General features: G+C 44.1%; 30 protein-coding genes and 1 other annotated feature. Of the genes, 20 read left to right on the forward strand and 10 right to left on the reverse strand.

The window, feature by feature from the left end:
- Window positions 1-175: 175 nt before the first annotated feature.
- Window positions 176-1,540 carry a DUF2254 domain-containing protein gene (locus BLQ53_RS08530; protein ID WP_170829625.1) on the reverse strand — a complete coding sequence of 455 codons (1,365 nt, stop codon included), beginning with the start codon at window positions 1,538-1,540 and terminating at the stop codon, window positions 176-178.
- 128 nt (window positions 1,541-1,668) lie between these two features.
- Here BLQ53_RS08530 and BLQ53_RS08535 point away from each other — a divergent pair, with 128 nt between their 5' ends.
- A complete protein-coding gene (locus tag BLQ53_RS08535; RefSeq protein WP_093726892.1) occupies window positions 1,669-1,944 on the forward strand; it encodes a GNAT family N-acetyltransferase in 276 nt (91 codons plus the stop codon).
- A 36-nt stretch (window positions 1,945-1,980) separates the two neighbouring features.
- Here the strand turns inward: BLQ53_RS08535 and BLQ53_RS08540 are convergent, their stop codons facing one another.
- Entirely contained in the window at window positions 1,981-2,595 is a 615-nt protein-coding gene (locus BLQ53_RS08540) for a PH domain-containing protein (RefSeq protein WP_093726893.1), read from the reverse strand.
- A gap of 115 nt (window positions 2,596-2,710) precedes the next feature.
- Between BLQ53_RS08540 and BLQ53_RS08545 the strand changes: the two genes are divergently transcribed.
- The 4 genes from BLQ53_RS08545 (at window position 2,711) to BLQ53_RS08560 (ending at window position 7,323) form a co-directional block, all read left to right on the forward strand.
- Window positions 2,711-3,916, forward strand: coding sequence for a DUF418 domain-containing protein (locus BLQ53_RS08545; RefSeq protein ID WP_093726894.1), 1,206 nt, complete (start codon window positions 2,711-2,713; stop codon window positions 3,914-3,916).
- A 61-nt stretch (window positions 3,917-3,977) separates the two neighbouring features.
- Window positions 3,978-4,361, forward strand: a complete 384-nt coding sequence (locus BLQ53_RS08550; protein ID WP_244499301.1) for a YisL family protein — start codon at window positions 3,978-3,980, stop codon at window positions 4,359-4,361.
- 115 nt (window positions 4,362-4,476) lie between these two features.
- Window positions 4,477-6,324 carry an asparagine synthase (glutamine-hydrolyzing) gene (gene asnB / locus BLQ53_RS08555; RefSeq protein WP_093726895.1) on the forward strand — a complete coding sequence of 616 codons (1,848 nt, stop codon included), beginning with the start codon at window positions 4,477-4,479 and terminating at the stop codon, window positions 6,322-6,324.
- Window positions 6,325-6,474: 150 nt separating this feature from the next.
- Window positions 6,475-7,323 carry a YitT family protein gene (locus tag BLQ53_RS08560; protein WP_093726896.1) on the forward strand — a complete coding sequence of 283 codons (849 nt, stop codon included), beginning with the start codon at window positions 6,475-6,477 and terminating at the stop codon, window positions 7,321-7,323.
- Window positions 7,324-7,355: 32 nt separating this feature from the next.
- On the opposite strand, the gene BLQ53_RS08565 is transcribed toward BLQ53_RS08560, so the two are convergent.
- Window positions 7,356-7,619 (reverse strand): NifU N-terminal domain-containing protein, encoded by a 264-nt coding sequence (locus BLQ53_RS08565; RefSeq protein ID WP_093726897.1) that lies wholly within the window; start codon window positions 7,617-7,619, stop codon window positions 7,356-7,358.
- 494 nt (window positions 7,620-8,113) lie between these two features.
- Between BLQ53_RS08565 and BLQ53_RS08570 the strand changes: the two genes are divergently transcribed.
- From BLQ53_RS08570 to BLQ53_RS08580, 3 genes are all read left to right on the forward strand, one after another.
- Window positions 8,114-8,494, forward strand: a complete 381-nt coding sequence (locus BLQ53_RS08570) for an Hpt domain-containing protein (RefSeq protein WP_093726898.1) — start codon at window positions 8,114-8,116, stop codon at window positions 8,492-8,494.
- Between the two features lie 113 nt (window positions 8,495-8,607).
- A complete protein-coding gene (locus BLQ53_RS08575; RefSeq protein ID WP_093726899.1) occupies window positions 8,608-9,681 on the forward strand; it encodes a GGDEF domain-containing response regulator in 1,074 nt (357 codons plus the stop codon).
- 12 nt (window positions 9,682-9,693) lie between these two features.
- Entirely contained in the window at window positions 9,694-10,023 is a 330-nt protein-coding gene (locus BLQ53_RS08580; protein ID WP_244499302.1) for a response regulator transcription factor, read from the forward strand.
- A 163-nt stretch (window positions 10,024-10,186) separates the two neighbouring features.
- Here the strand turns inward: BLQ53_RS08580 and BLQ53_RS18735 are convergent, their stop codons facing one another.
- From BLQ53_RS18735 to BLQ53_RS08585, 3 genes are all read right to left on the reverse strand, one after another.
- Entirely contained in the window at window positions 10,187-10,354 is a 168-nt protein-coding gene (locus BLQ53_RS18735) for a DUF3813 family protein (RefSeq protein WP_139180858.1), read from the reverse strand.
- 1 nt (window position 10,355) lies between these two features.
- The gene (locus tag BLQ53_RS18910) at window positions 10,356-10,499 is read right to left on the reverse strand and encodes a hypothetical protein (protein ID WP_170829626.1); all 144 of its coding nucleotides are present in this window, start codon (window positions 10,497-10,499) and stop codon (window positions 10,356-10,358) included.
- Between the two features lie 106 nt (window positions 10,500-10,605).
- Window positions 10,606-11,433: a Cof-type HAD-IIB family hydrolase gene (locus tag BLQ53_RS08585; protein ID WP_093726900.1), complete on the reverse strand. Its 828-nt coding sequence runs from the start codon at window positions 11,431-11,433 to the stop codon at window positions 10,606-10,608.
- A 154-nt stretch (window positions 11,434-11,587) separates the two neighbouring features.
- Between BLQ53_RS08585 and BLQ53_RS08590 the strand changes: the two genes are divergently transcribed.
- The 3 genes from BLQ53_RS08590 to BLQ53_RS08600 all read left to right on the forward strand — a co-directional run bounded on the left by BLQ53_RS08590 (window position 11,588) and on the right by BLQ53_RS08600 (window position 13,164).
- Window positions 11,588-12,352: a prolyl oligopeptidase family serine peptidase gene (locus tag BLQ53_RS08590; RefSeq protein ID WP_093726901.1), complete on the forward strand. Its 765-nt coding sequence runs from the start codon at window positions 11,588-11,590 to the stop codon at window positions 12,350-12,352.
- Between the two features lie 81 nt (window positions 12,353-12,433).
- On the forward strand, window positions 12,434-12,745 hold the full coding sequence (locus BLQ53_RS08595) for a metal-sulfur cluster assembly factor (RefSeq protein ID WP_093726902.1): 312 nt from the start codon (window positions 12,434-12,436) through the stop codon (window positions 12,743-12,745).
- Window positions 12,746-12,837: 92 nt separating this feature from the next.
- On the forward strand, window positions 12,838-13,164 hold the full coding sequence (locus tag BLQ53_RS08600) for a hypothetical protein (protein WP_244499303.1): 327 nt from the start codon (window positions 12,838-12,840) through the stop codon (window positions 13,162-13,164).
- A 30-nt stretch (window positions 13,165-13,194) separates the two neighbouring features.
- On the opposite strand, the gene BLQ53_RS08605 is transcribed toward BLQ53_RS08600, so the two are convergent.
- Window positions 13,195-13,374 (reverse strand): DUF2929 family protein, encoded by a 180-nt coding sequence (locus BLQ53_RS08605; protein ID WP_139180859.1) that lies wholly within the window; start codon window positions 13,372-13,374, stop codon window positions 13,195-13,197.
- A 107-nt stretch (window positions 13,375-13,481) separates the two neighbouring features.
- On the opposite strand from BLQ53_RS08605, the gene BLQ53_RS08610 reads away from it, so the two are divergent.
- On the forward strand, window positions 13,482-14,075 hold the full coding sequence (locus tag BLQ53_RS08610) for a hypothetical protein (protein ID WP_093726904.1): 594 nt from the start codon (window positions 13,482-13,484) through the stop codon (window positions 14,073-14,075).
- Window positions 14,076-14,092: 17 nt separating this feature from the next.
- Here the strand turns inward: BLQ53_RS08610 and BLQ53_RS08615 are convergent, their stop codons facing one another.
- Window positions 14,093-14,302: a hypothetical protein gene (locus BLQ53_RS08615; protein WP_093726905.1), complete on the reverse strand. Its 210-nt coding sequence runs from the start codon at window positions 14,300-14,302 to the stop codon at window positions 14,093-14,095.
- 228 nt (window positions 14,303-14,530) lie between these two features.
- Between BLQ53_RS08615 and fabF the strand changes: the two genes are divergently transcribed.
- Together fabF and BLQ53_RS08625 are read left to right on the forward strand one after the other, a co-directional pair.
- Window positions 14,531-15,769, forward strand: a complete 1,239-nt coding sequence (fabF, locus tag BLQ53_RS08620) for a beta-ketoacyl-ACP synthase II (protein WP_093726906.1) — start codon at window positions 14,531-14,533, stop codon at window positions 15,767-15,769.
- Between the two features lie 198 nt (window positions 15,770-15,967).
- On the forward strand, window positions 15,968-16,720 hold the full coding sequence (locus BLQ53_RS08625; RefSeq protein ID WP_093726907.1) for a YjbA family protein: 753 nt from the start codon (window positions 15,968-15,970) through the stop codon (window positions 16,718-16,720).
- A gap of 35 nt (window positions 16,721-16,755) precedes the next feature.
- Here the strand turns inward: BLQ53_RS08625 and trpS are convergent, their stop codons facing one another.
- Window positions 16,756-17,742 carry a tryptophan--tRNA ligase gene (gene trpS, locus BLQ53_RS08630; protein WP_093726908.1) on the reverse strand — a complete coding sequence of 329 codons (987 nt, stop codon included), beginning with the start codon at window positions 17,740-17,742 and terminating at the stop codon, window positions 16,756-16,758.
- A gap of 55 nt (window positions 17,743-17,797) precedes the next feature.
- Window positions 17,798-18,004, reverse strand: a binding site (T-box leader).
- Between the two features lie 37 nt (window positions 18,005-18,041).
- Window positions 18,042-18,401 carry a DUF3899 domain-containing protein gene (locus tag BLQ53_RS08635; protein ID WP_093726909.1) on the reverse strand — a complete coding sequence of 120 codons (360 nt, stop codon included), beginning with the start codon at window positions 18,399-18,401 and terminating at the stop codon, window positions 18,042-18,044.
- A 323-nt stretch (window positions 18,402-18,724) separates the two neighbouring features.
- Here BLQ53_RS08635 and BLQ53_RS08640 point away from each other — a divergent pair, with 323 nt between their 5' ends.
- The 6 genes from BLQ53_RS08640 to BLQ53_RS08665 all read left to right on the forward strand — a co-directional run bounded on the left by BLQ53_RS08640 (window position 18,725) and on the right by BLQ53_RS08665 (window position 26,055).
- Window positions 18,725-20,434 (forward strand): peptide ABC transporter substrate-binding protein, encoded by a 1,710-nt coding sequence (locus BLQ53_RS08640; protein ID WP_093726910.1) that lies wholly within the window; start codon window positions 18,725-18,727, stop codon window positions 20,432-20,434.
- A 139-nt stretch (window positions 20,435-20,573) separates the two neighbouring features.
- Window positions 20,574-21,500 carry an oligopeptide ABC transporter permease gene (opp3b, locus tag BLQ53_RS08645; protein ID WP_093726911.1) on the forward strand — a complete coding sequence of 309 codons (927 nt, stop codon included), beginning with the start codon at window positions 20,574-20,576 and terminating at the stop codon, window positions 21,498-21,500.
- A 4-nt stretch (window positions 21,501-21,504) separates the two neighbouring features.
- Entirely contained in the window at window positions 21,505-22,656 is a 1,152-nt protein-coding gene (gene opp3C, locus BLQ53_RS08650; protein ID WP_093726912.1) for an oligopeptide ABC transporter permease, read from the forward strand.
- A gap of 18 nt (window positions 22,657-22,674) precedes the next feature.
- Window positions 22,675-23,727: an ABC transporter ATP-binding protein gene (locus tag BLQ53_RS08655; protein ID WP_093726913.1), complete on the forward strand. Its 1,053-nt coding sequence runs from the start codon at window positions 22,675-22,677 to the stop codon at window positions 23,725-23,727.
- Window positions 23,727-24,671: an ABC transporter ATP-binding protein gene (locus tag BLQ53_RS08660; RefSeq protein ID WP_093726914.1), complete on the forward strand. Its 945-nt coding sequence runs from the start codon at window positions 23,727-23,729 to the stop codon at window positions 24,669-24,671. The genes BLQ53_RS08655 and BLQ53_RS08660 overlap by 1 nt, the downstream gene beginning before the upstream one ends.
- Before the next feature lie 184 nt (window positions 24,672-24,855).
- Complete coding sequence (locus BLQ53_RS08665; protein WP_093726915.1) at window positions 24,856-26,055, forward strand: putative glycoside hydrolase; 1,200 nt, start codon at window positions 24,856-24,858, stop codon at window positions 26,053-26,055.
- Window positions 26,056-26,106 lie beyond the last annotated feature (51 nt).

The following is a 26,106-nucleotide window of genomic DNA, read 5'->3' on the forward strand; positions in this document are numbered from 1 at the left end:
GGCAGAATACGGAGACTCCAACGGGAACAGCACGAGCTGAAAACCCCGCAGTGGTGATCTTTCCACGAGGAGGCTGAGGCCGTGCCCGTGGAAAGCGGAGTATTTTGCCGAAGCGGCACTTATGAGCAATGTTCACTTTTAAGCAATGGTATTTTAGTTATGTCCCAGCATCTTCTCAATTTGGTCGCAGGTGCCTTTCCAGTTCATAATAATCCATTCCGTGCCCAGTGACATCCGCCAGCTGCTTCAAATAATCGAGTAACTGAATCCGGTCAGCGCGGTAGAATGCAGTTTGCGGAATGTGCAGGATAGTATCCTGGGCAAATTCCCAGATGGTGGAATAGTTTTTTTCGGAAATGGAATCAGCCATTCGGATGAAAATTTGAATCATTTCCACAATCAAGAGATAATCCTTTTGCGTATAATGCCGAATGCGGCCAAAACCTTCATGCAGGTATGTGGAAAAAGTAACCGTATTATAAACAACGCGGGTCTGCTTATCTTCATCCTGCAAATAAGGATGCAATGTGGTCGATGCATCCATATTGATCATCAAATCGGCCATTTGATGAAAAGTATTGATAGCAGAAGTAGGATCATCATTTCCGATGGATTTGATGGCAATCTCACTTAACTTGTTCATGCTCATATCCACGTCCTGGATTTCTGAACGTTTATGTCCGATTTGGATCATGCTATTATATTTTTCGATTTTCAGATCTTGGGCACCTGGTCCGCGATAACTGAACAAACGGTTTCCTTTCAAGACGTAATCCCCGGCCTTTGCATCCAGCCTGACGACAACATCGTCTTCCTTGGCTTGCTTGATCATGTCGACGAAATTGATTAGCTGGATATAACCTGAAACGGAGGCCTTATAAGTATAGCCTGAATAATCTTCATAAGTATAACCGGGCTCATCGCTGCGGTATGGCTCCAATTCATCTATCAAAGTGGATTGAATGATCCTTTCCGACTCGTTCTTCATCGCATCCACTACATTATGAATCTGCATCCAAGTTGTCGTATGGTTGACAAAAATAGCAAAGGCGATGACAGCTGCCAAGGTGACAAGTGTACAAGAAATCGGTACAGCGGTGAAATAATCCCTGGAGCTGTTCGTTACGAATAAGAATGAGATTAGCATGAAGACAAAGCTCCCGTAAAAGAGACCAAGAATATGCTGTGTTGTCCGATCCGAAATGAAGTTGAAGAGCATGCGTGGCGAATACTCGGAACTGAAGCTCGTCAAAGCGACCAATATAGAGTTCAATGTATAGGCAGCCAGCAGCAATGTACCGCTGACAAGTGCACTTACCAGGGTACCGGTATTGGATGCAGATGCATTGAAGAAACCAGTAGTCTTGGTAGGCAGATCAAAATACAGATCCAATAATAACGGAATGGCTACCAGAACAAGGGTTCCTGTTATATAGAGGGCCGGCATCATCCAGAGATTGAGCTGCACCTCGTGTTTGCGCTGCCTGCTTGTCATATGCAGATATTTTCTGATAGGTCGAGGGAGAAGTTTGATAAACATAAAGGACGCCTCTCTTTTGGGTTTGATCATAAGATTGTACCCTATATTCAAAAACGGCAAACACTTGTCGGTTAAATGAATACCTGGCTCTTTGAGCGGGTAAAGTAAGCGTAGGAAGGAGTGGGACGATGGCTGCTATCAAACAGGAAAAAGGGCGATTTTATCTTGGCGATAGTGAACTGCCCGATGCAGAGGTGACATTCAGGGAAACAGATAATATTGTCATTGAACATACGATGGTAGTCGAAGATAAACAAGGTTCAGGGATCGGCACGGATTTGATCGATCACGTAGTGGCGTATGCGAAGGAACAAGGAAAGCAAATTGTTCCGGTTTGTACTTTTGCACAGGAAGTTCTAAGCTCGGATAAGAAATATGATGGAGTATGGGAAGGACCATTATAAGAAAGAGTGACTCGCAGCATACGAGTCACTCTTTCTTTAATTATTGATATATTTTTCGTATACGGAACCGAAATCATGTGCATGATACTTAGCTTTTGTCGAGGATAACCATTCAAAGCCGAATTCTGTCAGTTTTCGGTATGTGTCATCCAATGTGCCGTCCGTGTACCGGGACTGCTGCAGGATGGCGGCTGCTTTATCCAAGCTCGTATGGGCCATGTCTGTGTATAAATTGTTTTCATAGTTGATTTCCGCAATACGCAGCAGCGCTTTATAAAGGTCTTTCAGCTGATCGATTTGGTCCTTCTTCACATCGATGCTGATCACCTGGTTATCGATGGAGAACTTAATCTCTATATCGAGATCAACTTTTCCCGCCGTTTCCAAGTAGACATTGCTGATGCGATGCTGCAAATATGGGTAGCGGCGGAGTGTGCGCTTGGATGACACGGCACTTTCACCGTCGACATGAATGATGGCAAGGTTCGTGAAGCAGTATTCGTCTTGTTTCGTTTTGATCAGGAAGTATATCTTTTCATTATCTTCGTTCATCACATAATCATCGGCATCTGTCTTATCATAGTCACGTGGGGAAATGATCGTACCAATGTCGGAAAGACCTAAAGCATCGGAAGCCAGTTTTTTAAACATAAATTAACCCTTTCTGCTATGTAGCGTGTGATATACTAATTTTAGCAATTCTGACAGATGTCATCCATATTGTTTTGGTAAATGATTCATCTGTACTAACGAAAGGCGGAATGAAATGAAAGATAAAATCAGACCTATGCCGCAGACAAAGCGGCTCCACTGGATTGATGCTGCAAGAGGTGCAGCGATTTTGGGAATTTTCATGGTGAATGCTCCCTCATTCGGATCTCCGTATTATATGCCAGGCTTTGATTCCCCTGAATGGGATTCGCAGCTGGATAGCTTTTTATTGGGCGGCATCGATATTTTCTTCCAAGCAAGCTTTTATACGTTATTCTCCATCCTGTTTGGTTTCGGGATGCAGCTTATATTCGACAGCCGAAAACGCGACGGCATCAAGCCTGGTTGGTTTCTAAGCAGAAGGATGCTGATTCTGCTTGGGTTTGGAGCAATACATGCATTCTTGATTTGGCATGGGGATATTCTTTTTACATATGCAATACTTGGCTTATTGCTGATTCCTTTTCTTTACACACCGAAATGGGTATTGTTGATGATGATCCCGATCCTGCTTATTCCTTCCATCCTATTAAGCACTTTGTCCGTTTGGAGTGCTTCGCTGCTTGGAATTGATGTGGAAGAAATGATGTTCACTATGATGGATATCGAAAATAAACTTGCAGTGTACGGGAATGGTACTTACACAGAAGTTCTGCAACAGAACATGGTTGACTGGCTGACAGCTAATGGGGTTGGCGGAATCATAAGCAGTGCGTTCATGCTGCTGCCCCTAATGATGCTCGGTGCCTATCTTGCCCGTGTGAAGCTATTCCATGACCCAGTGGCGAACCGCCGCAAGCTCATATGGTTTACTGTAATTACCGGATTTCTTTTCCTTGTATTCAAAGCGGGTCCTTATTTGATCGGTACACCGCTTTGGCTGACCATTATCCAGGATTCGATTGGAGGACCAGCGTGTGCGTTGTTTTATCTTTCTGTCATAACGCTTGTTGCAAATCTTCCGGTATTCAGCTGGATTGCTCAGCAGCTGAGCTACGTCGGACGTATGTCCATGTCTAATTATCTATTCCAATCCGTTTTGATGTTCTTATTGTTCTATGGAGTTGGTTTTGGTTTATATGGACAATTTTCTTTGCTTGGTTTTGTTGGCTTTGTTGTCGGTGTATTTGTAATCCAAGTGATCATAAGCCGTATTTGGTTCCGATTCTTCACTTTCGGACCGATTGAATGGCTGTGGCGCATACTGACATATGGCAAGATCCAGCCGCTGCGGAAGAAAAATATGCAACGTGTGTCTTGATGCCGAAATAATGGGAATCATGGTATGATGGACGAGTACTTATCAAAAGGAGGCACACCCAATGGACGACGGAATGATACTTACACATATAATCGGCTGGGGGCTGGGACTCTTACTCTTCTTTATCGCACTGGTTCTATACAGTGAGAAAAAGAAGAAACAAGCAACAATCCCGCATATGATCCTTCGGCTGGATTATCTGCTTATCCTGTATACCGGATTTGTTTTATTATGGAGATATTTCGACGAGGATGGTTCTTCCTTTACCGTTCAAGCGATCATCAAGGGCATTGCTGGCCTTATCGTCATCGTTTGCATGGAGATGATCCTTGTGAAATTAAAGAAAGAGAAGTCTGCAAAAGCTTGGTGGATCATCTTTTTCATTGCATTGGTCATCACATTACTTCTTGGCTTCGGTATCCTTCCGATGGGATTCCTGCCATAAACCTGCCTATTAAGGCAGGTTTTTTCTTTTGCTCACGTTTACCGCAACTTTTCATATGTTGTAGAAGTAACGGCTTAATATATGACATAGGCGAGAAAAGGAGTAGAGCGGGCATATGTGCGGTATTACCGGGTGGGTTAATTTCAAACGGAATTTGGTGCAGGAGCAACCTGTCATCCAAAGAATGGCTCAGACATTATCGAAACGGGGTCCGGATGAGTATAACGATTGGGGCGCATCACATGTCCTGTTCGGTCACCGGCGACTGATTGTAGTGGATGCAGCAGGAGGCAAACAGCCGATGCAGCATACTGACGAGCGCGGGACTTATACATTGGTTTACAATGGGGAACTGTACAACACAGAAGATATCCGGAAGGAATTGAAGCAGCGGGGATGGTCCTTTCACGGACATTCCGACACGGAAGTGCTGCTGAAGAGTTATATCGAATGGAAAGAAGCGTGCGTTGAAAAATTCAATGGCATCTTCGCATTCGCCATTTGGCATGATAAAACAGAAACACTCTTTTTTGCAAGAGACAGATTGGGTGTAAAACCGCTTTTCTATATGGAGCAGGATGGCGGTCTGCTGATCGGTTCGGAATTGAAAGCGATCCTGGCTCATCCGGAAGTGGAGGCAATCCTTGATAAAGAAGGAGTTTCAGAGGTATTATCATTAGGTCCTTCGCGGACACCCGGTCATGGCGTTTTTAAAGGTATCAAAGAATTGCGGGCGGCTCATATCGGGAAATTCGATCGAAATGGCTTGAAACTGACTCGTTATTGGAATGTAGAAAGTAAAGAACATACAGATAATATAGAAGAAACTGCTGCAAGAGTAAGAGAACTGCTGACAGATGCAGTTATCCGGCAGCTCGTTTCGGATGTGCCGCTTGGCACCTTTTTATCAGGCGGAGTAGACTCCAGCGCGATAACGGCGATTGCTGCGAATCACTATAAGGAAACAGGCAAAGGCCAGCTTTCTACATTTTCGATTGATTTCGATGGGAACGATACATTTTTCAAGAAAAGCGATTTTCAGCCGGCGAGTGACCAGACGTTCGTCGAGAAAATGCAAAAAGCTTTCGGCACGAATCATAAAACATATGTGATGGATAACCTGCTTCTTGCCCAATCGCTCAAGGAAGCGGCCATCCTCCGGGATTTGCCTGGTATGGCAGATGTAGATGCTTCTTTGTTTTGGTTCTGTGGACGGATTAAAGAAAATGTGACAGTAGCCCTTTCAGGGGAATGCGCAGACGAAATATTCGGCGGGTACCCATGGTTTTATCGGGAGGATGACTTGAACAGGGAAGGTTTTCCTTGGATTCGTTCCGCTGAAGTACGTAGCGGCCTGTTGAAGAAAGAATGGCAGCAAACACTGGATTTGCATGGCTATATGCTGGATAGGTATCAAAAAACAATCGATGAAACGCCATTGCTGCCAGGAGAGGAAGCAGAGGCAGCAAAACGGCGACAAATGTTTTACTTGAACATGCACTGGTTCATGCCGACTTTGCTGGACAGAAAGGACCGGATGAGCATGGGTGCAAGTTTTGAGGCTCGTGTCCCGTTTAGTGATCACCGATTAGTGGAATACGTATGGAATATCCCGTGGGAAGTAAAGACATATGGAAACAAGGAAAAAGGTATACTCCGTAAAGCACTCGAAGGTATCCTGCCGGATGAAGTGCTCTACCGGAAGAAGAGTCCATACCCTAAAACGCATAATCCAGTCTATACTGCAGCGGTCGTCGAGTGGATGGAAGGAATCCTCCAAGATGATGATGCACGGTTATTTGACTTGTTCGATCGTCAAGCAATCACAGCATTAGTGAAAAGCAAAGGGCAGGATGTAACGGCCCCTTGGTTCGGTCAATTGATGACAGGGCCACAGCTGCTTGCACACTTGGGGCAAATCGATTTTTGGCTGCGGCATCATGATGTGAAGATTCGTGTCTGACTCTGGGAGCTATATATGCTCCTTACATAGTAAAACTATTTTCTTTCCGCCGGATTTCGGCTATAATAATCGCGGGCTTTTGCGCAGGAATAGCTTTCGGGCGTTCTGCGCAAGCTTTTTAATGGATGGGACTTATAAGGAGGTACATAATTGTTCTATTTTGAAGTAAAACGTTTCGTGGTCGTCATATTCGGTGCTTTACTCAATGCGGTTGCGCTGAACTTCTTCCTGATACCAGCAAGTGTATACGGCAGCGGATTTACTGGTGCTGCACAGCTTTTATTCGATTTCTTCTCACAAGTGCTTGGCGTCACCTCGATCGGTACAGGAATATGGCTGTTCCTTTTGAATGTTCCGGTGGCAATCTTAGGCTGGATGAAGGTGGGCAAAGGATTTACGATATATAGTCTATTTTCGGTAGCTTGCATGACCGTCTTGCTGGAGGTACTCCCGATTCATGCTTTATCGGATGATATCATCCTGAATGCGGTCTTCGGGGGTGTCATAGCCGGAGTCGGTGTCGGTCTGACGCTGAAATGGGGAGCTTCCACCGGCGGGATGGATATTGTCGTCATGATTTTATCCCGTCTCAAAGATAGACCAGTCGGCACATACTTCCTGCTATTGAATGGAATCATCATAATTCTTGCGGGTGTCCTTAATGAACCAGCGAATGCTCTGTATACTTTAGTCACCCTGTATGTCTCCACCCGGGTGATCGATGCGATTCATACGCGCTATGAGAAAGTGACGGCCATGATTGTCACTACCAAAGCGGACGGGCTGTCCAAAGCCATCTATAACAAGATGGTGCGCGGTATTACGATTATTCCCGTCAAAGGCGGGTACACACAGCAAGATAAAAATATGCTCATGCTTGTCATTACCCGTTATGAATTATATGATTTGGAACACATCATCAAGGAAGTGGATCCATCCGCTTTCATGAATGTTGTCGAAACAGCAGGCATCTACGGATTCTTCCGTAAAGATAAGTAAAAGCTGAGGAGCCAGTATGCTCCTCAGCTTTTTTAATAGCCTGCTTCTTCCATGACGGCGACGACTTTAGCGGAAAGCTCGTCCCAATCTGCGTTCGGCAGTTTGTTGATGGTAATGAAGTTTTGGAAGCCGAATACATTATCGACACCTTCAACTGTCATCAGCTGATTCATGATGTCATATTCGCTTGTTTGTCCAGGCATGACGGATACACTGCCATTGCCTTCAAAGATAATTTTATCAGTAGTGAATTTCTTCGCATTCGGATTCGGGGTATTCTCAACTCTTACACTCATGCTATTGACCTCCTAGCGTCCATACTTACCCCTATCATAGCAGATAGAAGGGAAATAAAAAAGCGGGAAGTGACTCGGGTATCGGTTAAGAAGGAGAGAAGTGATGTATTCCGTGTAGTGATCATTGGCAGCAGATGATTGGCAATTAGGTTAAAACGTTATTGCTGAATGTCGATTTTGTCCCTAGATCAAGGAGGTTGAGTGGAATGGGTTCAGGCTGCACCTGATTATTTCCTGGGCAATTGTCCTTGTTTATCTGAGGCAAATAGCTATCCATTTATCTGTATTCGCCCAGCAGTCTGTGTGCCTGCTGTGGATGATTGGTGTGCACGCATAATCTGGTATGCTGGACATTTAATAGTAGTTTTTATTGATTTATTTTATTATAACAAATACGAAGAGATACGCAGATGCCATTTAGCGTTATGTTATAATCAACCTGCAATCTTAGCTATTACACCATGTTAAGTGCAATAAAGATAGAGGTGTGGAGATTGAAGAAATACCAGGATATTTTCAAAACAAAAATAAATGAAAGTTTTGTGATGTTCAAGCAGCAGGAGACGATCCGCAAAGGAGATCTGTATCAGCTTGTTCATCAAATCAAAGGCACAGGAGCATCCATCGGGCTGGATATCTTGTCTGAAGTTGCAGAGACGCAGCTGCTTTACATGACTGATATAGAAGGAGAGCGACTTTCCAAACATATATGGATGTCTATTATAGAAACGATCGAAGCAGCGCTGCAACAGCAGGCTGAACTTCCGCCTCTTCCCAGGGAACTGATCAGACAGGAACCGGTTCTCCTTATTTCGAGTAACAATGACTGGCTGATGCGAGCGAGGGAACGTATCAAAAGGAAGGGCTTCAAGTAATTGTAGCAGCTGATAAAGAACGCGCGATAGCGCATCTTTATGACGCCCACCCGCTCATCACACTGATAGATGGCAACTGGAGGAATCATATTACCAAGGAAGATACAGCTTACGTGCAGCAAAAGATGTTTTCATTCGTTATGTTCATTGGCGGCGGACTGGATGCTGAAGAAAAGCGGCGTTACTTGCGCAGCGGGATTGCAGATATCATTGATGATCCCGAAGTGGATGATTTGGCGATCGAGCTTATCTTCAATCGTCTTAGGCTACTGGATACAATGGAACAGCGAGTGGTTGTAGATCCTTTGACACAAGTTTATAATCGATCTTTCTTAGCAGGCTTCCCGACTGGTCGTGTGTCGGAATTGGCTTGTGCAGTGCTGGATATTGATAATTTTAAGCAAGTGAATGATACATATGGTCATGCCAGCGGGGATATTGTCCTGCGGAATTTTGCTGCTTATCTGAAAGATGCCGTGCGCGAGGAGGATTATGTGATCAGGTATGGAGGAGAAGAATTCCTTCTGCTCATGCCGGGTCTTTCAGAGGAGATTGCGGCGAGCCGTTTGCGGGAGATACTGGATGGATACATGCATCGACCGCAGGAGCTGAAGCAGACTGCCATTTACACATCCTTTACTGCAGGGGTGGCATCAATAGTAAATGATGAACGCTTTGTGATGGCTCGGTTGATTGAACAAGCAGATCAGGCATTGTATTACGGCAAGCGAAACGGAAAGCAGCAAGTGAATATATATGACTCCAGCCGCCATAATTTTGAAGAGGAACCCTACAAATCTCTTTATCTATCTGTAGTGGATGATGATGGAATCATTCGTTCCCTGCTCCAGGAAAGTCTGGAAGGGCTGCAGATGGATGGATACACGACTAAACTAAGAACCTTCGCAAACGGAGGCTCACTGCTTGACTCTGAGTGGATCAAGCAAGCGGGCAAGCATATTGTTCTCCTTGATGGTGTCATAGCGGATATGGATGGATTGGAAGTACTGGCAGCATTACGTCAATTCACGAATGAAAAGAATCTCTTCGTGATGATGCTGACGGGCAGACAGGATAATCAGGACGTAGTAAAAGCACTGGAGCTTGGAGCGGATGATTATATGACCAAACCATTTCACGTTGAAGAAGTTGCTGCCAGAATCAAGCGGCTGACGCTCCGCACCTAGGAGGTAGAGAAAATGGCAAGGATATTAGTAGCCGATGATGAAGAAGTATTGCGGATGCTTATAACGGATACATTGGAAGATGTAGGTCATGAGGTTGAAAACGCAGTTAATGGGAATGAAGCCTTACAAAAATTGCAATCTGAAGAATATAACCTGGTGATCCTGGATAATATGATGCCTGTTATGTCAGGTATCGAGGTAGCGCAGTCGCTGTCGGCAGCGCGGAAGCAGCATTGTCCGATTATCATGCTTACCGCGAAAACGAAGCAGTCCGATATCGAAGAAACGAAAAAGCGGGCATTTTACATTATATGGCTAAACCGTTTAGGCCGACTCAACTGATATTGCTTGTTGAGCGTATTCTTGATGCCTAAATCGGCAGTTTCTTTACATCCTTTTCTTTGTTCTGCTGGCGACAATGGATGGAATTTTGCTATCGCTCCTGTAGCATGACAATACAGCAAGCATAAAGGAGCAGATCCGTAATGGACCTGCTCCTTTATTGTTACTGGTCGAGCTTCTGCTGTAAGTCCTGCAATTGCTGCTTTTCTTCTGCAGTCGCATCGTTATATGCAGATTGAATGGCATCCTGCGTTGCTGCAGTGTCATCCTGGCTCGGCTTATTTGTCAAGCCCTGCACTTTTTGCTTGGCTCTTTCGAAGAAGTTTTCCATCCTAAAACCCTCCATTATGGCTTTCTGATTGCTGCTTCTTCACAGTGTCGCTGAAGCGTTCACGATAGACAAAAACATCGTCATGCTGCCTGACCGTTTGCGCTCCCTGACTTGTGAACCGTTTGGATTTACTTCTCTTACTCATTCGTTACCCCTCCGAACGTCTAAAGAAGTAAAAAGCATAACCGGTTTTACCCGATTACGCTTTTATTTTGCTCCTTGACAAAAGCAAATATGAGTTGTAAAAACTGTTAATTTGCCGGAACCTCCAACTTCAGATAAGCATGCAGGAAGGTAGCGATACCATCTTCCATATTTGACCCTGTTGTATAGTCAGCGATTTCTTTCAATGGGCCGATTGCATTGCCCATGGCAACCCCGGCTCCGGCATACTCGATCATTTCCAAGTCATTATCTTCGTCACCGAAGGCAATGATATTTTTTTGCGGGATATCATAATAATGGGAGATCTTTTGCAGGCCGACTGCTTTGCTCAGGCCTTTTCGGATGATTTCAATAATATGGTACGGTGCTCCCCAGCGCCGGTGTTCAATCACTTCCGCATGTTCTTTCTCCAGGGTCTCCCGTATGGATGCAACCTGGTTTTCGTGCGGGTAAATGAGCAGGGATGTCGGATCGTCCTGGAGCATCTGCGTCAAACTGCCGACTTTTATCGGATCTTCTTCTTCCTCTAAATGGAATAAATCCAATAAATACTGGTCAAAGCGGTCGATATACACATCATCCATCACTTCTGCGATAATATTTTTCACATCGAGTTTATGGCATGTGTCCACGATTTTCCTTGCAGTACGAATTGGCATCGGGGAGTGGACAGCGTCCCATTTCTTATCATCAGGATGATGAATGAGCGCACCATTGAAATTGACCATAGGGGTTGTAAGACCGAGTTCGCGATAATAAGCCAAAGAAGCGCGATGTGGTCTTCCTGTTGCAATTACGACAACATGACCAGCTCGAATAGCTGCCGCAATAGCTTGTTTATTCTTTTCGGAAATATGTTTGTCATCCGTCAAAAGTGTTCCATCCAAATCAAGTGCTATCAAATGTTTTTCCATTCATTATCACCTCTATATTGTACATTATAGTGTATCCTTCTCTGTCTCATCTGTAAAGAAATCGTCAAGACGAAGGAGTATCAATTTACAAAAGCAGGCTGGACATACTAAGATGAAGCAGTAGGGATGGAAAATGTTGAAGAGGATGAAGCAAATGATCGTCATTAAAGAAGAAGTCTGGAACGAGGTACCACTGCTTTGTGTGGAGCAGGCAGGCGCCGAGGATAAAGAACTTCCTGTATTTACATATTTCCATGGTTTTACCAGTTCCAGGGAGCATAACCTGCCAATCGCGTATATGCTAGCTGAAAGAGGCTATCGTGTGTTATTACCGGAGGCGCTTCACCATGGTATGCGGGAAGATAACATAAGCAGCGGCAAACGTCAGATGGAGTTCTTTGCCATCGTGAAAGAAAATCTGCATGATTTGCAGCAGATCTATCAGTACGCTTCCGATAAAGGTTTGATCCAGGATGATCGATTTGCAATCGGCGGTACGAGCATGGGCGGAATCACAACATGCGCAGCATTGACACAATTCGATTGGGTCCAAGCTGGCATGGTGATGATGGGATCGCCTAAAATTGCTGCATTCGCTCGCGGGATGGTGGAGGCTGTCAAACAATCCGGCATCGAAATGAATATATCGGAAGAAGAATTGGAACAGATGTATACGTCCCTTGAGAAGATCGATCTTTCCCTGCATCCGGAGGCAATCGGCAATCGCCCGCTGTTCTTCTGGCATGGTGACAAAGATCCGGTCGTTCCATACGTGCATTCGCGCAGTTTTTATGAAACAATCGAGAACAAAGCAGAAAAAACCGAACAGTTCACTTATATAACAGAAGAAGGATCTGGTCACAAAGTCTCCAGAAAAGCGATGCTTGCCGGAACGGCTTGGCTGGAGAAGGTACTGTAGCAGTTTATTTCTATTTTGGTGAAAGTATGTTTAAATAGATGCAGATGAACAGTTTTTAACTGGAATGAAGGAGGAGCAGGAATGGATCAGGCGTTGGAAGAAAATATGCTCGGGGCACTGGAGAATGTGATCGATCCCGAACTGGGAATCGATATCGTTAATCTAGGCCTTGTATACGGGGTAGACATAGATGAAGATGGTACTGGAATTGTCACCATGACATTGACTGCGATGGGATGCCCACTGGCTGGTCATATCGAACAGGATGTGAAACGTGTCCTTATGGATATTCCGGAAATCAAGGAAACGAAAGTGAATATCGTTTGGAGTCCGCCATGGTCCAAGGACCGTATGTCCCGCTATGCTAAAATTGCACTTGGAATTCCAGATTGATAGCTTGTCCTCCTGCTGAAGCAGGAGGGCTTTTTTTGCACGCTCGCCACTTCCCCGGCATAGGCTGATGTTGTAAAGGGGGAAGGTTCATCGTGACAAATTCATATGAACAAACATATCCGCAATCTCATCAAATGATGGATATGTGCAAAAGGCATAAAAATCAGTACGTTCTCGTTCAATTGATGGATGGGTACCAGCTCGATGGCATCATCTTGGATGTGGATGATGAATATGTCCATCTCGCAATACCAGCAGATGAACAGTATGATTTTGTAGAAGATGACGACGATCATCGTAATCCGTATGGATATCCAGGCTATGGCTACGGATACGGATATGGGTATCCGGGCGGCCGTTTCCGTCGACTCGTTTTACCGCTTGTCGGTTTGGCGGCCCTCAGCTTGATTCCATGGTAAAAAGAAAAAACCTTGCCGACTGGCAAGGTTTTATTCATGCTTTTGTCCTTTGGGAAGAACAGCTGATACAGCCCAGACACCTAGACTGAAGACAATAGTCATAACGTAAACGAGTGACATATCGTATGAATCACCGGACATGCTTGTCAAAACGAATGCTACGACAGCACTAAGGACAAACGCCCAAATAATGGTTACGATAAACCGCATTAGTATCACCTCTATCATTCACACATATACATCTATCATAGCAGGTTCCGGCTAAAAAGAAAACGATTCTTGTGCAAATCCTCACATGAATAGGAGAGGTGACTTTTATGCATTTTCTTGTAAGTCAATGTTATTCCTGGGAAGGATATCATCTCGTCCAGGCTCTGTTGGAAGATGGTCATGAAGTGTCAGGTTTGCATGGACCATCATTATCAGATAGAGAAGTGCATCTGAGTATGTATCTCGGTCGTCATGCCATGTTCAGCGAAGGTGTACAGAATAGGGATTATAAAGCGTATATCAGTTTTTTCGGTTCAGCGGAAACAGATATCGTATCGCATCGCCATGTGGATATCAGTTATGAAGCTGGAGACGCTCCCAAACGAGGGAATCAAATTTTGCTTCCTATATTATATGGGGAATGGATGCCTAGGGATGAGCATGCATTGAGCTGGAATGGGAATCAAATACCGTTTGAGGATGCGTATTTTTGCCGTCATGCGCTCCCTATCAAACCTGTGATGCAAACGATCAGCAAGCTCCTATCAGGAAACAGAGAGATAGAAAAATTTCAATTTTATACAAAAGAGGTATGCCCGGAGCAGGAGGATCGCACGGTAATTGCCCTCGCACGTAATTTGACGGATGATTTAGCTGTTTTGCACAGACACTATGCACAATACAGCCGTTTTTACAATTGATCCTGCCCGAGCCAGTTTTATTTTTTTGAAATGAATTTCATGGCATGGTTTTTCAGATGTTTAACATATGGAGAAAGCTGCTCGTAGGTTTCCATGATGGTGCCGGCGGTCTCCATTAAGTTGAATTCTTTGTTCGAGTCTTCTTTTTTCAGTTCTTCGGGTTCCTGTCGCGAATTTCTTCTTTTATCAAAAAGAAATTCATCCATTCGGGAATCATCTCTTCTCAACTTCGCACACCTCCATGGGATATAGTATGTGCAGTCAATGTATCTTGTCTATGTGTTTACCCTGGAATTTGGAAGGGAAGATATTTTGTTTAACTTAAGAGCTTACAGAACAAGAAAAATACGTTACAATATACTTCAGATTATGCTCTTAATATGGTCATTATCTATTTTTCGACCAGTCAGAACAGCTTCAGCGTGAATGATTGCTGAAGAAGGAGGAACAATTGTATGGAAAAGAAAAGAGTTGTTGTCACAGGTCTAGGCGCGGTGACACCAGTTGGAAATGACGCCGCTTCAATGTGGCAGAATCTCTTGGAAGGTAAATCGGGCATTGATGTTTTGACCCGAGTAAATAAAGATGATTACCCTGCGAAAGTGGCAGCAGAAGTAAAGGACTTCAATCCGGAAGCCTATATGGAAAAGAAAGATGCGAAACGCATGGATCTTTTTACGCAATATGCGGTAGCAGCGAGTAAGATGGCTGTTGAAGATGCGAAACTGGACATCACAGAAGAGAATGCAAATCGTATTGGCGTATGGATCGGTTCCGGCATTGGCGGAATGGGCACATATGAAGAACAATTCGAGAAATTGATGACAAAAGGTCCACGCCGAGTGAGCCCATTCTTTGTACCAATGATGATTCCGGATATGGCTTCCGGCCAAGTATCCATCCAGCTTGGTGCAAAAGGAATCAATTCCTGCTCCGTAACAGCGTGTGCATCCGGAGCTAACTCGATCGGGGATGCCTTCAAGGTTATTGAGCGCGGTGATGCTGACGCGATGATCACAGGCGGATCGGAAGCACCTTTGACAAAAATGGCATTTGCAGGCTTCGCAGCTGCCAAAGCACTTTCCTTTAATGAAGATCCGAAGACAGCCAGCCGTCCATTCGATGCCAACCGTGATGGTTTCGTAATGGGAGAAGGAGCAGGTATTTTAATCTTAGAATCACTTGATTCCGCTTTGGAACGCGGTGCAACAATTTATGCGGAGATCGTCGGCTACGGGGCATCTGGTGATGCCTATCATATTACTGCACCAGCACCAGAAGGGGAAGGTGCTGTACGCGCGATGCGTCAGGCAATGGAAGATGCTGGACTGCAAGCCGAGGATATCGACTATGTCAATGCACATGGGACAAGCACGGAACTTAACGATAAATTCGAAACAGCGGCTTTGAAACAGCTTTTGGGAGATCATGCTTACGAGACAGCTATCTCTTCCACAAAATCAATGACAGGCCATATGCTTGGTGCTGCTGGAGCAGTGGAAGCGATCATTTGTATCAAAGCAATCCAAGACGGAATCATTCCTCCAACGATCAATCAAACGGAGAAAGATCCTCTTTGTGATTTGGATTATGTACCGAATGTAAAGCGTGAGAAGAAAGTTCGCGCCGCTTTGAGTAATTCACTTGGATTCGGCGGCCATAACGCGGCCCTCGTATTCAAACAATATCAGTAAGCCCGAAAACCTCCTATTATATAGGAGGTTTTTTTCTGCCCTAATCATATAATACAAGAATAAATCTTTGCTGGTTGGTCATAATGTATCCTACTACAACCCACACGGACCACGCTCTTACACCCAATGAATAAAGCTGCATGCAAGCGTGTGCCGTCGTCGGAATAGCAGAATCGAAAAGCAAAGTGAGGGTTATCTATGTTATTTATGCATGATATTTGGGTGAATTGGTTTGAAGGCGAAGAAAATGGTTACAATGTATGTTCCTTTCATGAATGGCGAAAAGAAGACGGCATCGAACTACTCGATCAGGTACCATTGCTCTACATAGAAGATGCGCTATTCGCATACATCGAAAATGACTTGCGGGAACTCCCGAAGGCGATGCTGGATATGATTCATCGGAAAGCTTTCCTGCGTAAGAACCAAGAACGGATCGCCATCGATTATGCATGCATTGTAACGAACGGAAAAGCGATCCTTGCAATCGATACGATGGGATATATCACTCCGGTAAGGAAAAGCCGGCTGATTCCACGACAAGAAAGGCTTGTCTATCAAATGATCGAAGACATCCAGCCCGAAACATTCGAATGGAAAGCAGAAGGGGAAGAAAAGGAATATCATATCCTATCCCTGAAGCCGGACTTGATGGTTGGACTGACAAGGAAGGAGAGGCAGCTGAAACAGATCTTGATGATGACGATGGATCAGCTGGAAACGAGTGAGAATTTGGAGCAAGTCAGATATTGGCTGACTGAATGGAAGCCCGAAGAGTATCATGTGAATCGTTCACTGGCATTCCAGGAAGCATGGCAGAAGTTATATGACGGAGTATCGATCGGCTGGAGCAAAAAGCAAGAGGAACTATGTGAAAAAATGGTGAAAGGCCAGCCATTTTATGAAAAGCTTTGGGAGCTTGAGCAAAATGACCAGGCAAAAACCTCATAAAAAATAACCGGCAGTTTTAATCTGCCGGTTATTTTTTATTTTCCGCGACCTAATCCCATCGCTTTTTTCGCTTTGCGCAATGTCTTGTTAGCAACCGCTTGTGCGCGTTCTGCGCCCTTATCAAGCACTTCATCCAAAGCATCGCTTTCCATCCATTCATAGTAGCGTTCCTGGATCGGAGTCAGCATGGCAACGACAGCATCAGCTACTGCTTGTTTGAAATCACCATAACCACTGTCAGCGAATTCCTGCTCGCTTTCTGCAATCGTCTTATTCGTCGCTACCGAATAAATGGTGAGCAAGTTGCTGACGCCTGGTTTGTTTTCTTTATCATAGCGTACGACACCCTCGGAATCCGTAACAGCACTCTTGATTTTCTTCACGATCTGCTTCGGCTCATCCAAAATGAAAATGGAAGCTTTCAGATTTGCATCCGATTTACTCATCTTCTTCGTCGGTTCCTGCAAGGACATGATCCGGGCGCCAACCTTCGTGATCTGGATGTCAGGAACTGTGAAAATATCATTGTAGCGGTTATTGAAACGTTCTGCTACATTGCGTGTCAACTCCAAATGCTGCTTCTGGTCATCACCGACAGGGACGATATCGGTATTGTATAGAAGAATGTCGGCAGCCATGAGCGGCGGATATGTCAGTAAAGCAGCGGAAACGCCATCTTTTCCATCAGATTTATCCTTGAACTGCGTCATTCGCTCCAATTCACCGATGTAGCTGATGGATTGAATCATCCAGCCAAGCTGTGTATGCGCCGGTACTTCTGACTGAATGAAAAGAATCGATTTTTCCGGGTCGATCCCAGCAGCCAAATAAAGGGCTGCTAGTGAACGAATCTGCTGCTTCAGCTTTAATCTGTCCTGGGGTACGGTTATCGCATGCTCATCCACGATACAGAAGTAGCATTGATTGTCTTCCTGCAAAGCAGGGAATTGGCTCAAGGCGCCAATATAGTTGCCAAGCGTTAAGCTGCCGCTCGGCTGAATACCAGAAAAAATAGTTTTCATCTTACTCTTCCTCCCAAAAGGGCACAAAAAAATCCATTCGCTTGCCTGCTATTGCTGCAGGGACGAATAGATCGCGGTGCCACCCTAATTACCCTTCCAATACGAAGGATCACTTGATGCAGTTAACGCCTGCTAAAACGGCGGGAAACAGTCCCGCAGCTCCAAAAACCCAATTTCCGCTACTCATGGTGCTTGTTCTCACCAGCCACAAGCTCTCTTCAACCAGAGGAGTATCGTACTACATTTTCTTCGTCGCTTTTAATTCATTATATGCATGTTGCGACCGGTTTGCAAGCCGGTCAGATCAGATAAAAGAGTGCCAGAAGGATAAGCATAAGTCCGATCAGGACAGCAGCCTGGAATTGCATATAACTTAGGAATGAACGATTCACCCACTCGGAAGGGGCACCATTTTCTTCAAAGTCGAGCATCCCCTTGCTCATCACTTTACCGAATTTCCGGAAGCTTCTCGTAATTCCATCAAGGACCCTTCCTTTGATAACGAACAATAGCATAGCTACGATGAAGTAGAAGAAAGATACATAAAAGATAGAGTTTATCAGCGATAAGAGATTTTGCTGATCTGAAAGGAAGAAAAGCACAGCTGCAATCGCTAAATTAAACAATAGTAGAATCCAGTTCCATTTACCAAACAACATTTATTACCGCCTTCTAAAGATGATGAATAATTATAGCATAAAATAGTAGAGAACATTTATTCCTATGACAGAGAGACCTCCACAAGGGTCATTATACTTGGAATTGTGTAAAAAGCATAAAATAAATTGTAATATCAGCAAAACAAACTAGTTATATAGTCCTATCTTTTGTCATGAAGATGCAATGTTTTCGCACTTTTGTAAAATTGCTATAAATTTAGGGGTGCACAAATTGTGAGAAAACTTGTATAATTCTAATTGCGAACAAGTCGTTCGTGAGAAAGTTATAAAATTTCAGAATCTTTGGGGAGGTCATGTATTACATGAGAAAGACGAACTGGTTATTACTTGCACTTGTTTTAGTACTTAGTTCATTCCTTGCTGCATGTTCCGGTGGCTCTAGCGGATCAGGCGGAAGCGGCGGAGATGGTGGTAGCGGAGACAGCGCTGAAGGATCTGCTAATGGCGAGCAGGTATTCAACTTACTAATCGGAGATGAGATTCCGTCTATGGATTCCTCTCTTGCAAAAGACCAATATGGAATCCAATGGACTTCCGAAATCCAAGAAGGTCTTTACCGTTTGGCAGAAGATGGTTCCCTGGCGGAAGGTATCGCTACCGGTGATCCAGAAGTCAGTGAAGATGGAATGACTTGGACATTCACACTTCGCGACAATGCAGAATGGGAAAACGGAGACCCTGTTACAGCACATGACTTTGTTTATGCTTGGCAGCGCGCAATTAACCCTGATACAGGTTCTGAATACGGTCCTTATATGATGGGCGACGTAATCAAGAACGCAACTGCTATCAACCAAGGTGAAATGGATGTAGAAGAACTAGGTGTTAAAGCAGTAGATGATTATACATTGGAAGTAACTCTTGATCATCCAATTCCATACTTTGAGTCTTTAACTACTTTCCCTACTTTTATGCCTTTAAATCAGAAATTCGTTGAAGAACAAGGCGAAAATTATGCACTTGAAGCAGATAACCTGCTTTCAAACGGTCCATTCAAGATGACGGAATGGAAACACGGAAGCACAATGAAATTTGAAAAGAACGATACGTATTGGGATGCTGAGAATGTTCAACTTGAGGAAATTAATCTTCAAGTAAGTAAAGATATCGCTACTGGGGTAAACCTTTATGATACTGGTGAAGTTGATCGTGCTCCATTGACTGCAGAATTCGTTGATTCGCGCATCAATGACCCAGGTTATGTAGCCATTCCTGATATGGCTTCTTGGTACTTAAAACTTAACCAAAACCGTGTAGGTGAAGAAACACCTCTTGCTAACATCAATGCACGTAAAGCAGTTGCCCAAGCAATCGATAAAGAAGGACTAGTTAACGTTGTATTGAACGATGGATCCATTGTCTCCAACGGATTGATGCCAACTGATTTTGTTAAAGGTCCGGACGGGACTGACTTCCGTGAACAAAATGGCGATCTTCTTACTTATGACTTAGAAGCTGCCAAAGAATCTTGGACAAAAGCGAAAGAAGAACTTGGCCAAGATGAAATCACTTTGGAAATCTTGACTGGCGATACCGATAGCTCCACACAGATTGTTGACTATATCAAAGAACAGTTGGAAACAAACCTTGAAGGTTTAACTATTAAAACAATGCAAGTACCGTTCCAACAAAGACTTGATCTAGATACTGCTGGTGACTTCGATATCCAAGTTTCTGGATGGGGACCAGACTACATGGATCCTAACTCATTCATGAACTTGTTCGTTACAGACGGTGAAAACAACCGTATGGCATTCTCCAATAAGGAATATGATTCCTTGGTTGAACAGGCTGGCGGAGAAAATGCTACAAATCCTGAAGCGCGCTGGCAGAACTTCCTTGATGCAGAAAAAATCTTGCTTGAGGAAGCCGCGATTGCTCCACTATGGCAGGATGGTAATGCATTCTTATGGAGCCCTAAAGTAAAAGGCGTATTCCCTAACCCAGCTGGTAACGATTTCGAGTACAAATGGGCATATGCAGATAACGCCGCAGCAGAATCAGCAGAATAATAAGTTTGAAACATAAACTTATATGAAATGAATCAGGAGAAAGAGAGTATATCCCGACATGGCATATACTCTCTTTTCCATTGGGGGATATTATCGAATTATAGGGAATTTTTAGACAACTATCATAGGAGGTGCTCATATGGCACGGTATATAGGACAGCGGATCATCTATATGATCATTACGTTATTTTTAATCGCTACTATTTCGTTCGTGTTAATGAAGCTATTGCCAGGATCTCCGTTGGCAAATGCAAACAAATTAACAGAAGAGCAGCAAGAGGTAATCTACGAAAAATACGGTTTGAATGATCCAATTCCGGTTCAATATGCAAACTATCTTGGAGGACTTGTACAAGGAGATTTGGGTATTTCCTTCAAGTATGATAACCGCTCAGTATCTGATATTCTCGGAGATAGGATTGGGCCATCCGCACAATTAGGAATTCAAGCGTTAATTATCGGTACTGTGCTCGGCATTCTGCTAGGTTTAGTATCTGCCATTTATCATAATGGAATCACTGATTATCTTTCTACAATAATTGCTGTACTAGGTACGTCTATTCCATCCTTCGTTTTTGCTGGATTGCTGCAGTTCTTCGTAGCTGTAAAATGGGGTATCCTTCCTGTTGCGACATGGAATGGATTTGAATACTCCATTCTGCCGACGATAGCATTGGCTATCTTCCCGATGGCTACTTGTGCACGTTTCATGCGGACAGAAATGATTGAAGTGTTGAATGAGGATTATATCACAACTGCAAAAGCAAAAGGCCTAGCTGGTTCCGCGATTATCTTTAAACACGGTATACGAAATGCTTTGATTCCATTGATTACAATCCTAGGTCCATTGGCTGTCGGCTTGCTGACTGGTACGCTTGTAATCGAGCAAATCTTCTCCGTTCCGGGAATTGGGGAGCAATTCGTTACATCAGTCAACACGAATGATTTTCCAATCATCATGGGTACAACGATGTTCTTTGCTGTCGTATTCATTGTGATGATCCTGATCATCGATATCTTGTACGGATTGATCGATCCTAGAATTAGGCTTTCTGGAAAGGACTGAGAATATGGAAAACCAAAAACAACAGCTGGATAAAAATCTCTTTCGTCCTGCCGATCGCACACAAGAACAAGGTGATGTCATTGCGCGTAAGAGTTCCACATTACTTCAAGATGCAGTAAGAAGTTTGCGTAAAAACGTATTCTTCATGATTTCGCTGTTCCTTCTGATCGTTATCGTGCTAATGAGTATCTTTGCCCCAGTAGTCAGTGATTACACGTATAAAGAGCAGGATCTTAATCGATCTTTAATGGGTCCAAGAATCCCTGTTTTAGAGGATATTTCTTTCTTGGGGTTAAGTGGTAAAGAAACGAAAACTTTCTATGGTAATAATGTGCAGACAGCTGAGATGAAAGCTAATACACAATTTGATAATCAGTCAGATTTCATTACATTTGATGTTGTCAGCGAGGGAGATGGCAGTCCGAACTCTGCTGAGGTAAAAGCTACCTATGATAAGTATGCAGCCAAGGGGCTGGAAGATGAGTACTTTTACTTCGGTACCGACCGTTTGGGTCGTGATGTCTGGACACGTGTTTGGGATGGGACCCGTGTTTCCCTTCTGATCGCTGTCGCAGCGGCTTTGATTGACTTGGTAATTGGTGTTGCTTACGGTGGTATTGCTGCTTACTACGGCGGACGTGTCGATAACTTTATGATGCGTTTCCTAGAAGTCATCATAGGTATACCAAACTTGGTTGTTGTAATCTTGATGATCCTGATTCTTGACCCAGGTATATGGGCAATCATCATCGCACTCACGATAACAGGCTGGACGAGTATGGCTAGGATTGTACGTGGTGAGGTACTCAAACTCAAAGGGCATGAGTTCGTCCTTGCATCCCGTACATTGGGTGCACCTAATCGTAAAATCATTGCAAGACACTTGATTCCGAACGTTATGGGTCTGATCATTGTCAATACAATGTTCTCCATCCCATCGGCTATTTTCTTCGAAGCATTCCTAAGCTTCATCGGTCTAGGTCTGCCTTCACCAGCAGCATCACTTGGTACATTGATCAATGATGGATTCAAAACGTTATTGACTACACCATCGCTGCTTGTATTCCCTGCAGTCCTGATTTCAATCATTATGATCGTGTTCAACATCCTTGGAGATGGACTACGTGATGCATTCGATCCTAAGATAAGGAAATAAATAAAGGAGGCGACTACCTTGAAAAAAGACAATATTCTTGAGGTTGATAATCTCAAAGTTTCATTTAAAACCCACAGTGGTGAAGTACAGGCAGTAAGGGGCGTTTCCTTTGATCTGAAAAAAGGGGAGACACTTGCAATCGTAGGGGAATCAGGATCGGGGAAATCCGTTACGACGAAAGCGTTGATGGGGCTGCTTCCGAAACCGCATGGCTATATTAAAGAAGGTTCCATCATGTTTGATGATAAAGATATTACGAAATTGAAAGATAAAAATATGCAATCAATCCGCGGCAAAGAATTAGCGATGATCTTCCAAGATCCAATGACATCTCTTAACCCGACGATGAAAGTCGGGAAACAAATCATGGAAGGCTTGCTTAAACATCAAAAATTAGGCAAGGAAGAAGCGAAGAAAAAAGCAATTGAATTGATGAACTTGGTACAAATTCCGAATCCGGAAGCTCGTATGAAACAGTACCCGCACCAATTCTCGGGCGGTATGCGTCAGCGTGTCGTGATCGCAATGGCACTTGCTTGTAATCCGCGTATCTTGATTGCGGATGAGCCGACTACTGCCTTGGATGTTACGATTCAAGCGCAGATTTTAGAACTGATGAAAGATATTCAAAAGAAAGTGGAAACATCCATCATCTTCATTACCCATGATCTTGGTGTTGTTGCCAACGTGGCGGACCGGGTAGCGGTAATGTATGCCGGTAAAATTGTTGAAATCGGTACAGTTGATGAAGTGTTCTACAATCCGAAACATCCGTACACCTGGGGGTTGCTTGGTTCCATGCCGACACTTGAAAGTGACGAGGAGGAACTATTCGCGATTCCGGGTACACCACCTGATTTGATTGCACCTCCAAAAGGGGATGCCTTTGCAGCGCGTAATAAATTCGCGCTTGAGATCGACTTCGTCGAGGAGCCGCCGATGTTCAAAGTATCTGATACGCATTATGCAGCTACATGGCTGCTGCATGAAGATGCACCGAAGATCGAGCCACCTGAGTCAGTGAAGAAGCGGATTGAGTCAATGGACCATTCTGAGGAGGCGAAGCGATAATGGGTCAGGAAAAATTAGTTGAAATCAAGAATCTGAAGCAACATTTCAAACTTGGAAGAAACAACGTCGTCAAAGCAGTGGATGGATTGACGTTTGATATTTATAAAGGGGAAACATTCGGATTGGTAGGCGAGTCGGGTTGTGGTAAGTCCACAACTGGCCGCTCCATCATCCGTCTGTATAACTCCACAGATGGTGAAGTGCTTTTCAAAGGGGAAAACGTACAAGGGAAGAAAAATAAATCTGAGTTGAAGAAATTCAACCGTCAGATGCAAATGATCTTCCAGGATCCTTATTCTTCCTTGAACCCGCGTATGACGGTCATGGATATCATTGCAGAAGGAATCGATATTCACGGCTTGGCAAAAAATGCGGAAGAACGAAAAGCAAAAGTATATGAACTGCTGGAAACAGTCGGCTTGAACAAGGAGCATGCCAACCGTTACCCGCATGAATTCTCTGGTGGTCAGCGTCAGCGTCTTGGGATTGCGCGGGCCCTGGCTGTAGATCCAGAGTTCATCATTGCCGATGAGCCGATTTCTGCACTAGATGTATCCATTCAGGCACAGGTAGTCAACTTGATGAAGCAGCTTCAAAAGGAAAAGGGACTTACTTACCTGTTCATCGCCCATGACCTTTCCATGGTAAAATACATCAGTGACCGGATTGGCGTTATGTATTTCGGGAAGTTGGTGGAACTTGCGGATGCGGATGAACTGTATAAAAACCCAGTGCATCCTTATACACGTTCCCTTCTCTCTGCAATACCGCTTCCGGATCCCATTTACGAGCGTAATCGCAATCGTATCGTCTATGATCCAAGCCAGCATGATACGAGTGAAGAGCCGGAATTCCGTGAAATCAGCCCGAAACATTGGGTGCTTTGCACATCAAAAGAATTCGAGGCGTATAAAAAAGAACAGCAAAATTCAATTACAAACTGATTGGAGAACCGCAAGCTTCGGGCTTGCGGTTTTTGTATTCAAACAGGTTTGCTGAATTTAGGAATAGGTTAATAAAAGGTAGGGGAATAATCCGACAATAAATTGGTTAATTCGTCTTTAACCGGTTTCATCTGCCAAATATCTCCCTTATAATGAAACTAACACCACATAGGAGATTGATAGAATGGGAAAATTCAAAAAGATGATGTTGACAGCCGCTTTTTCCGTTACAGCTCTGCTGCCAACTGCCGCACTTGCTGCAAATGAAGGCGAACAACTGGAAGGAAAGCAGCTGAGCGCCCGAGCCGAAACTGTTCAGGCATACGAAGTGCCGCATGTCATGAAACGATTTACATATTCATCGGATCTGTCCTTTCGTTATCCTGATGCCGTCAGGGGAATTTACGTAACTGGACCTAGTGCTGGAGGTGCTAAATTCGACAGTTTAGTGAAGCTGGTGGATGATACGGATCTTAACGCAATGGTTATTGATATCAAAGATGATCATGGAAACATTACATACACTCCTGATAAAAAATCACCATATTATGACATAGCCCAAAACTATATAGATGACCCGCAGGAAATGCTTAAGGAATTGGAAAAACACAAAATATATCCAATTGCACGGATTGTCGTATTCAAAGATACATTATTAGCCGAGAAGAAACCGGAATTATCCTTTACCAATTCAGACGGAAGTGTCTGGAAGAACGGTCGTGGAGAAGCTTTCGTCAGTCCGTTCCAGCATGAAGTGTGGGAATACAATGTCGAGCTGGCAAAGGAAGCGGCCATGATGGGCTTCCAGGAGATTCAGTTTGATTATGTACGCTTCCCGGAAGGTTTTGAAACGAAAGATGATGAACTCCAATATGATCTTGGGGATTATACAGATGAGGATACGGACAATGTACAAAAGCGAGTGAACGCTGTAACGGATTTTGTTGCTTATGCAAAAGAGCAATTAGCTAATTATGATGTCCAAACGTCTGTTGATATTTTCGGTTATGCAGCGACGCTCGATGAAGCACCGGGAATCGGGCAGAATTTCTCCAAGATTTCATCGAATGTCGATGTCATTTCTTCGATGATCTATCCGAGCCACTGGACTTCTTATTTTGGATTGGATGTGCCGAATGATCATCCGTATGAGCTGACAGCTGAATACGCAAAAGTAGAGAACGAGGTCCTGGGCAAGCTTGCGAACAAACCGAAATCCAGACCATGGATACAAGACTTCGAAGCCCTATGGGTATCTTCCAAACAGTACGGTAAACAGGAAGTGGAAGATCAAATCCGTGCGCTAAATGAGAATGGCATCGATGAATTTCTCATTTGGAATGCAGCAAACAGCTATACAGAAGGTGTGGACTATACACCGTGATACAAAGACAGCCCCCCGATCAGGGAGGCTGTTTTGTTTATTGTAGGTAGC

It is taken from the genome of Terribacillus halophilus, from assembly GCF_900101385.1.
Lineage (GTDB): Bacteria > Bacillota > Bacilli > Bacillales > Amphibacillaceae > Terribacillus > Terribacillus halophilus.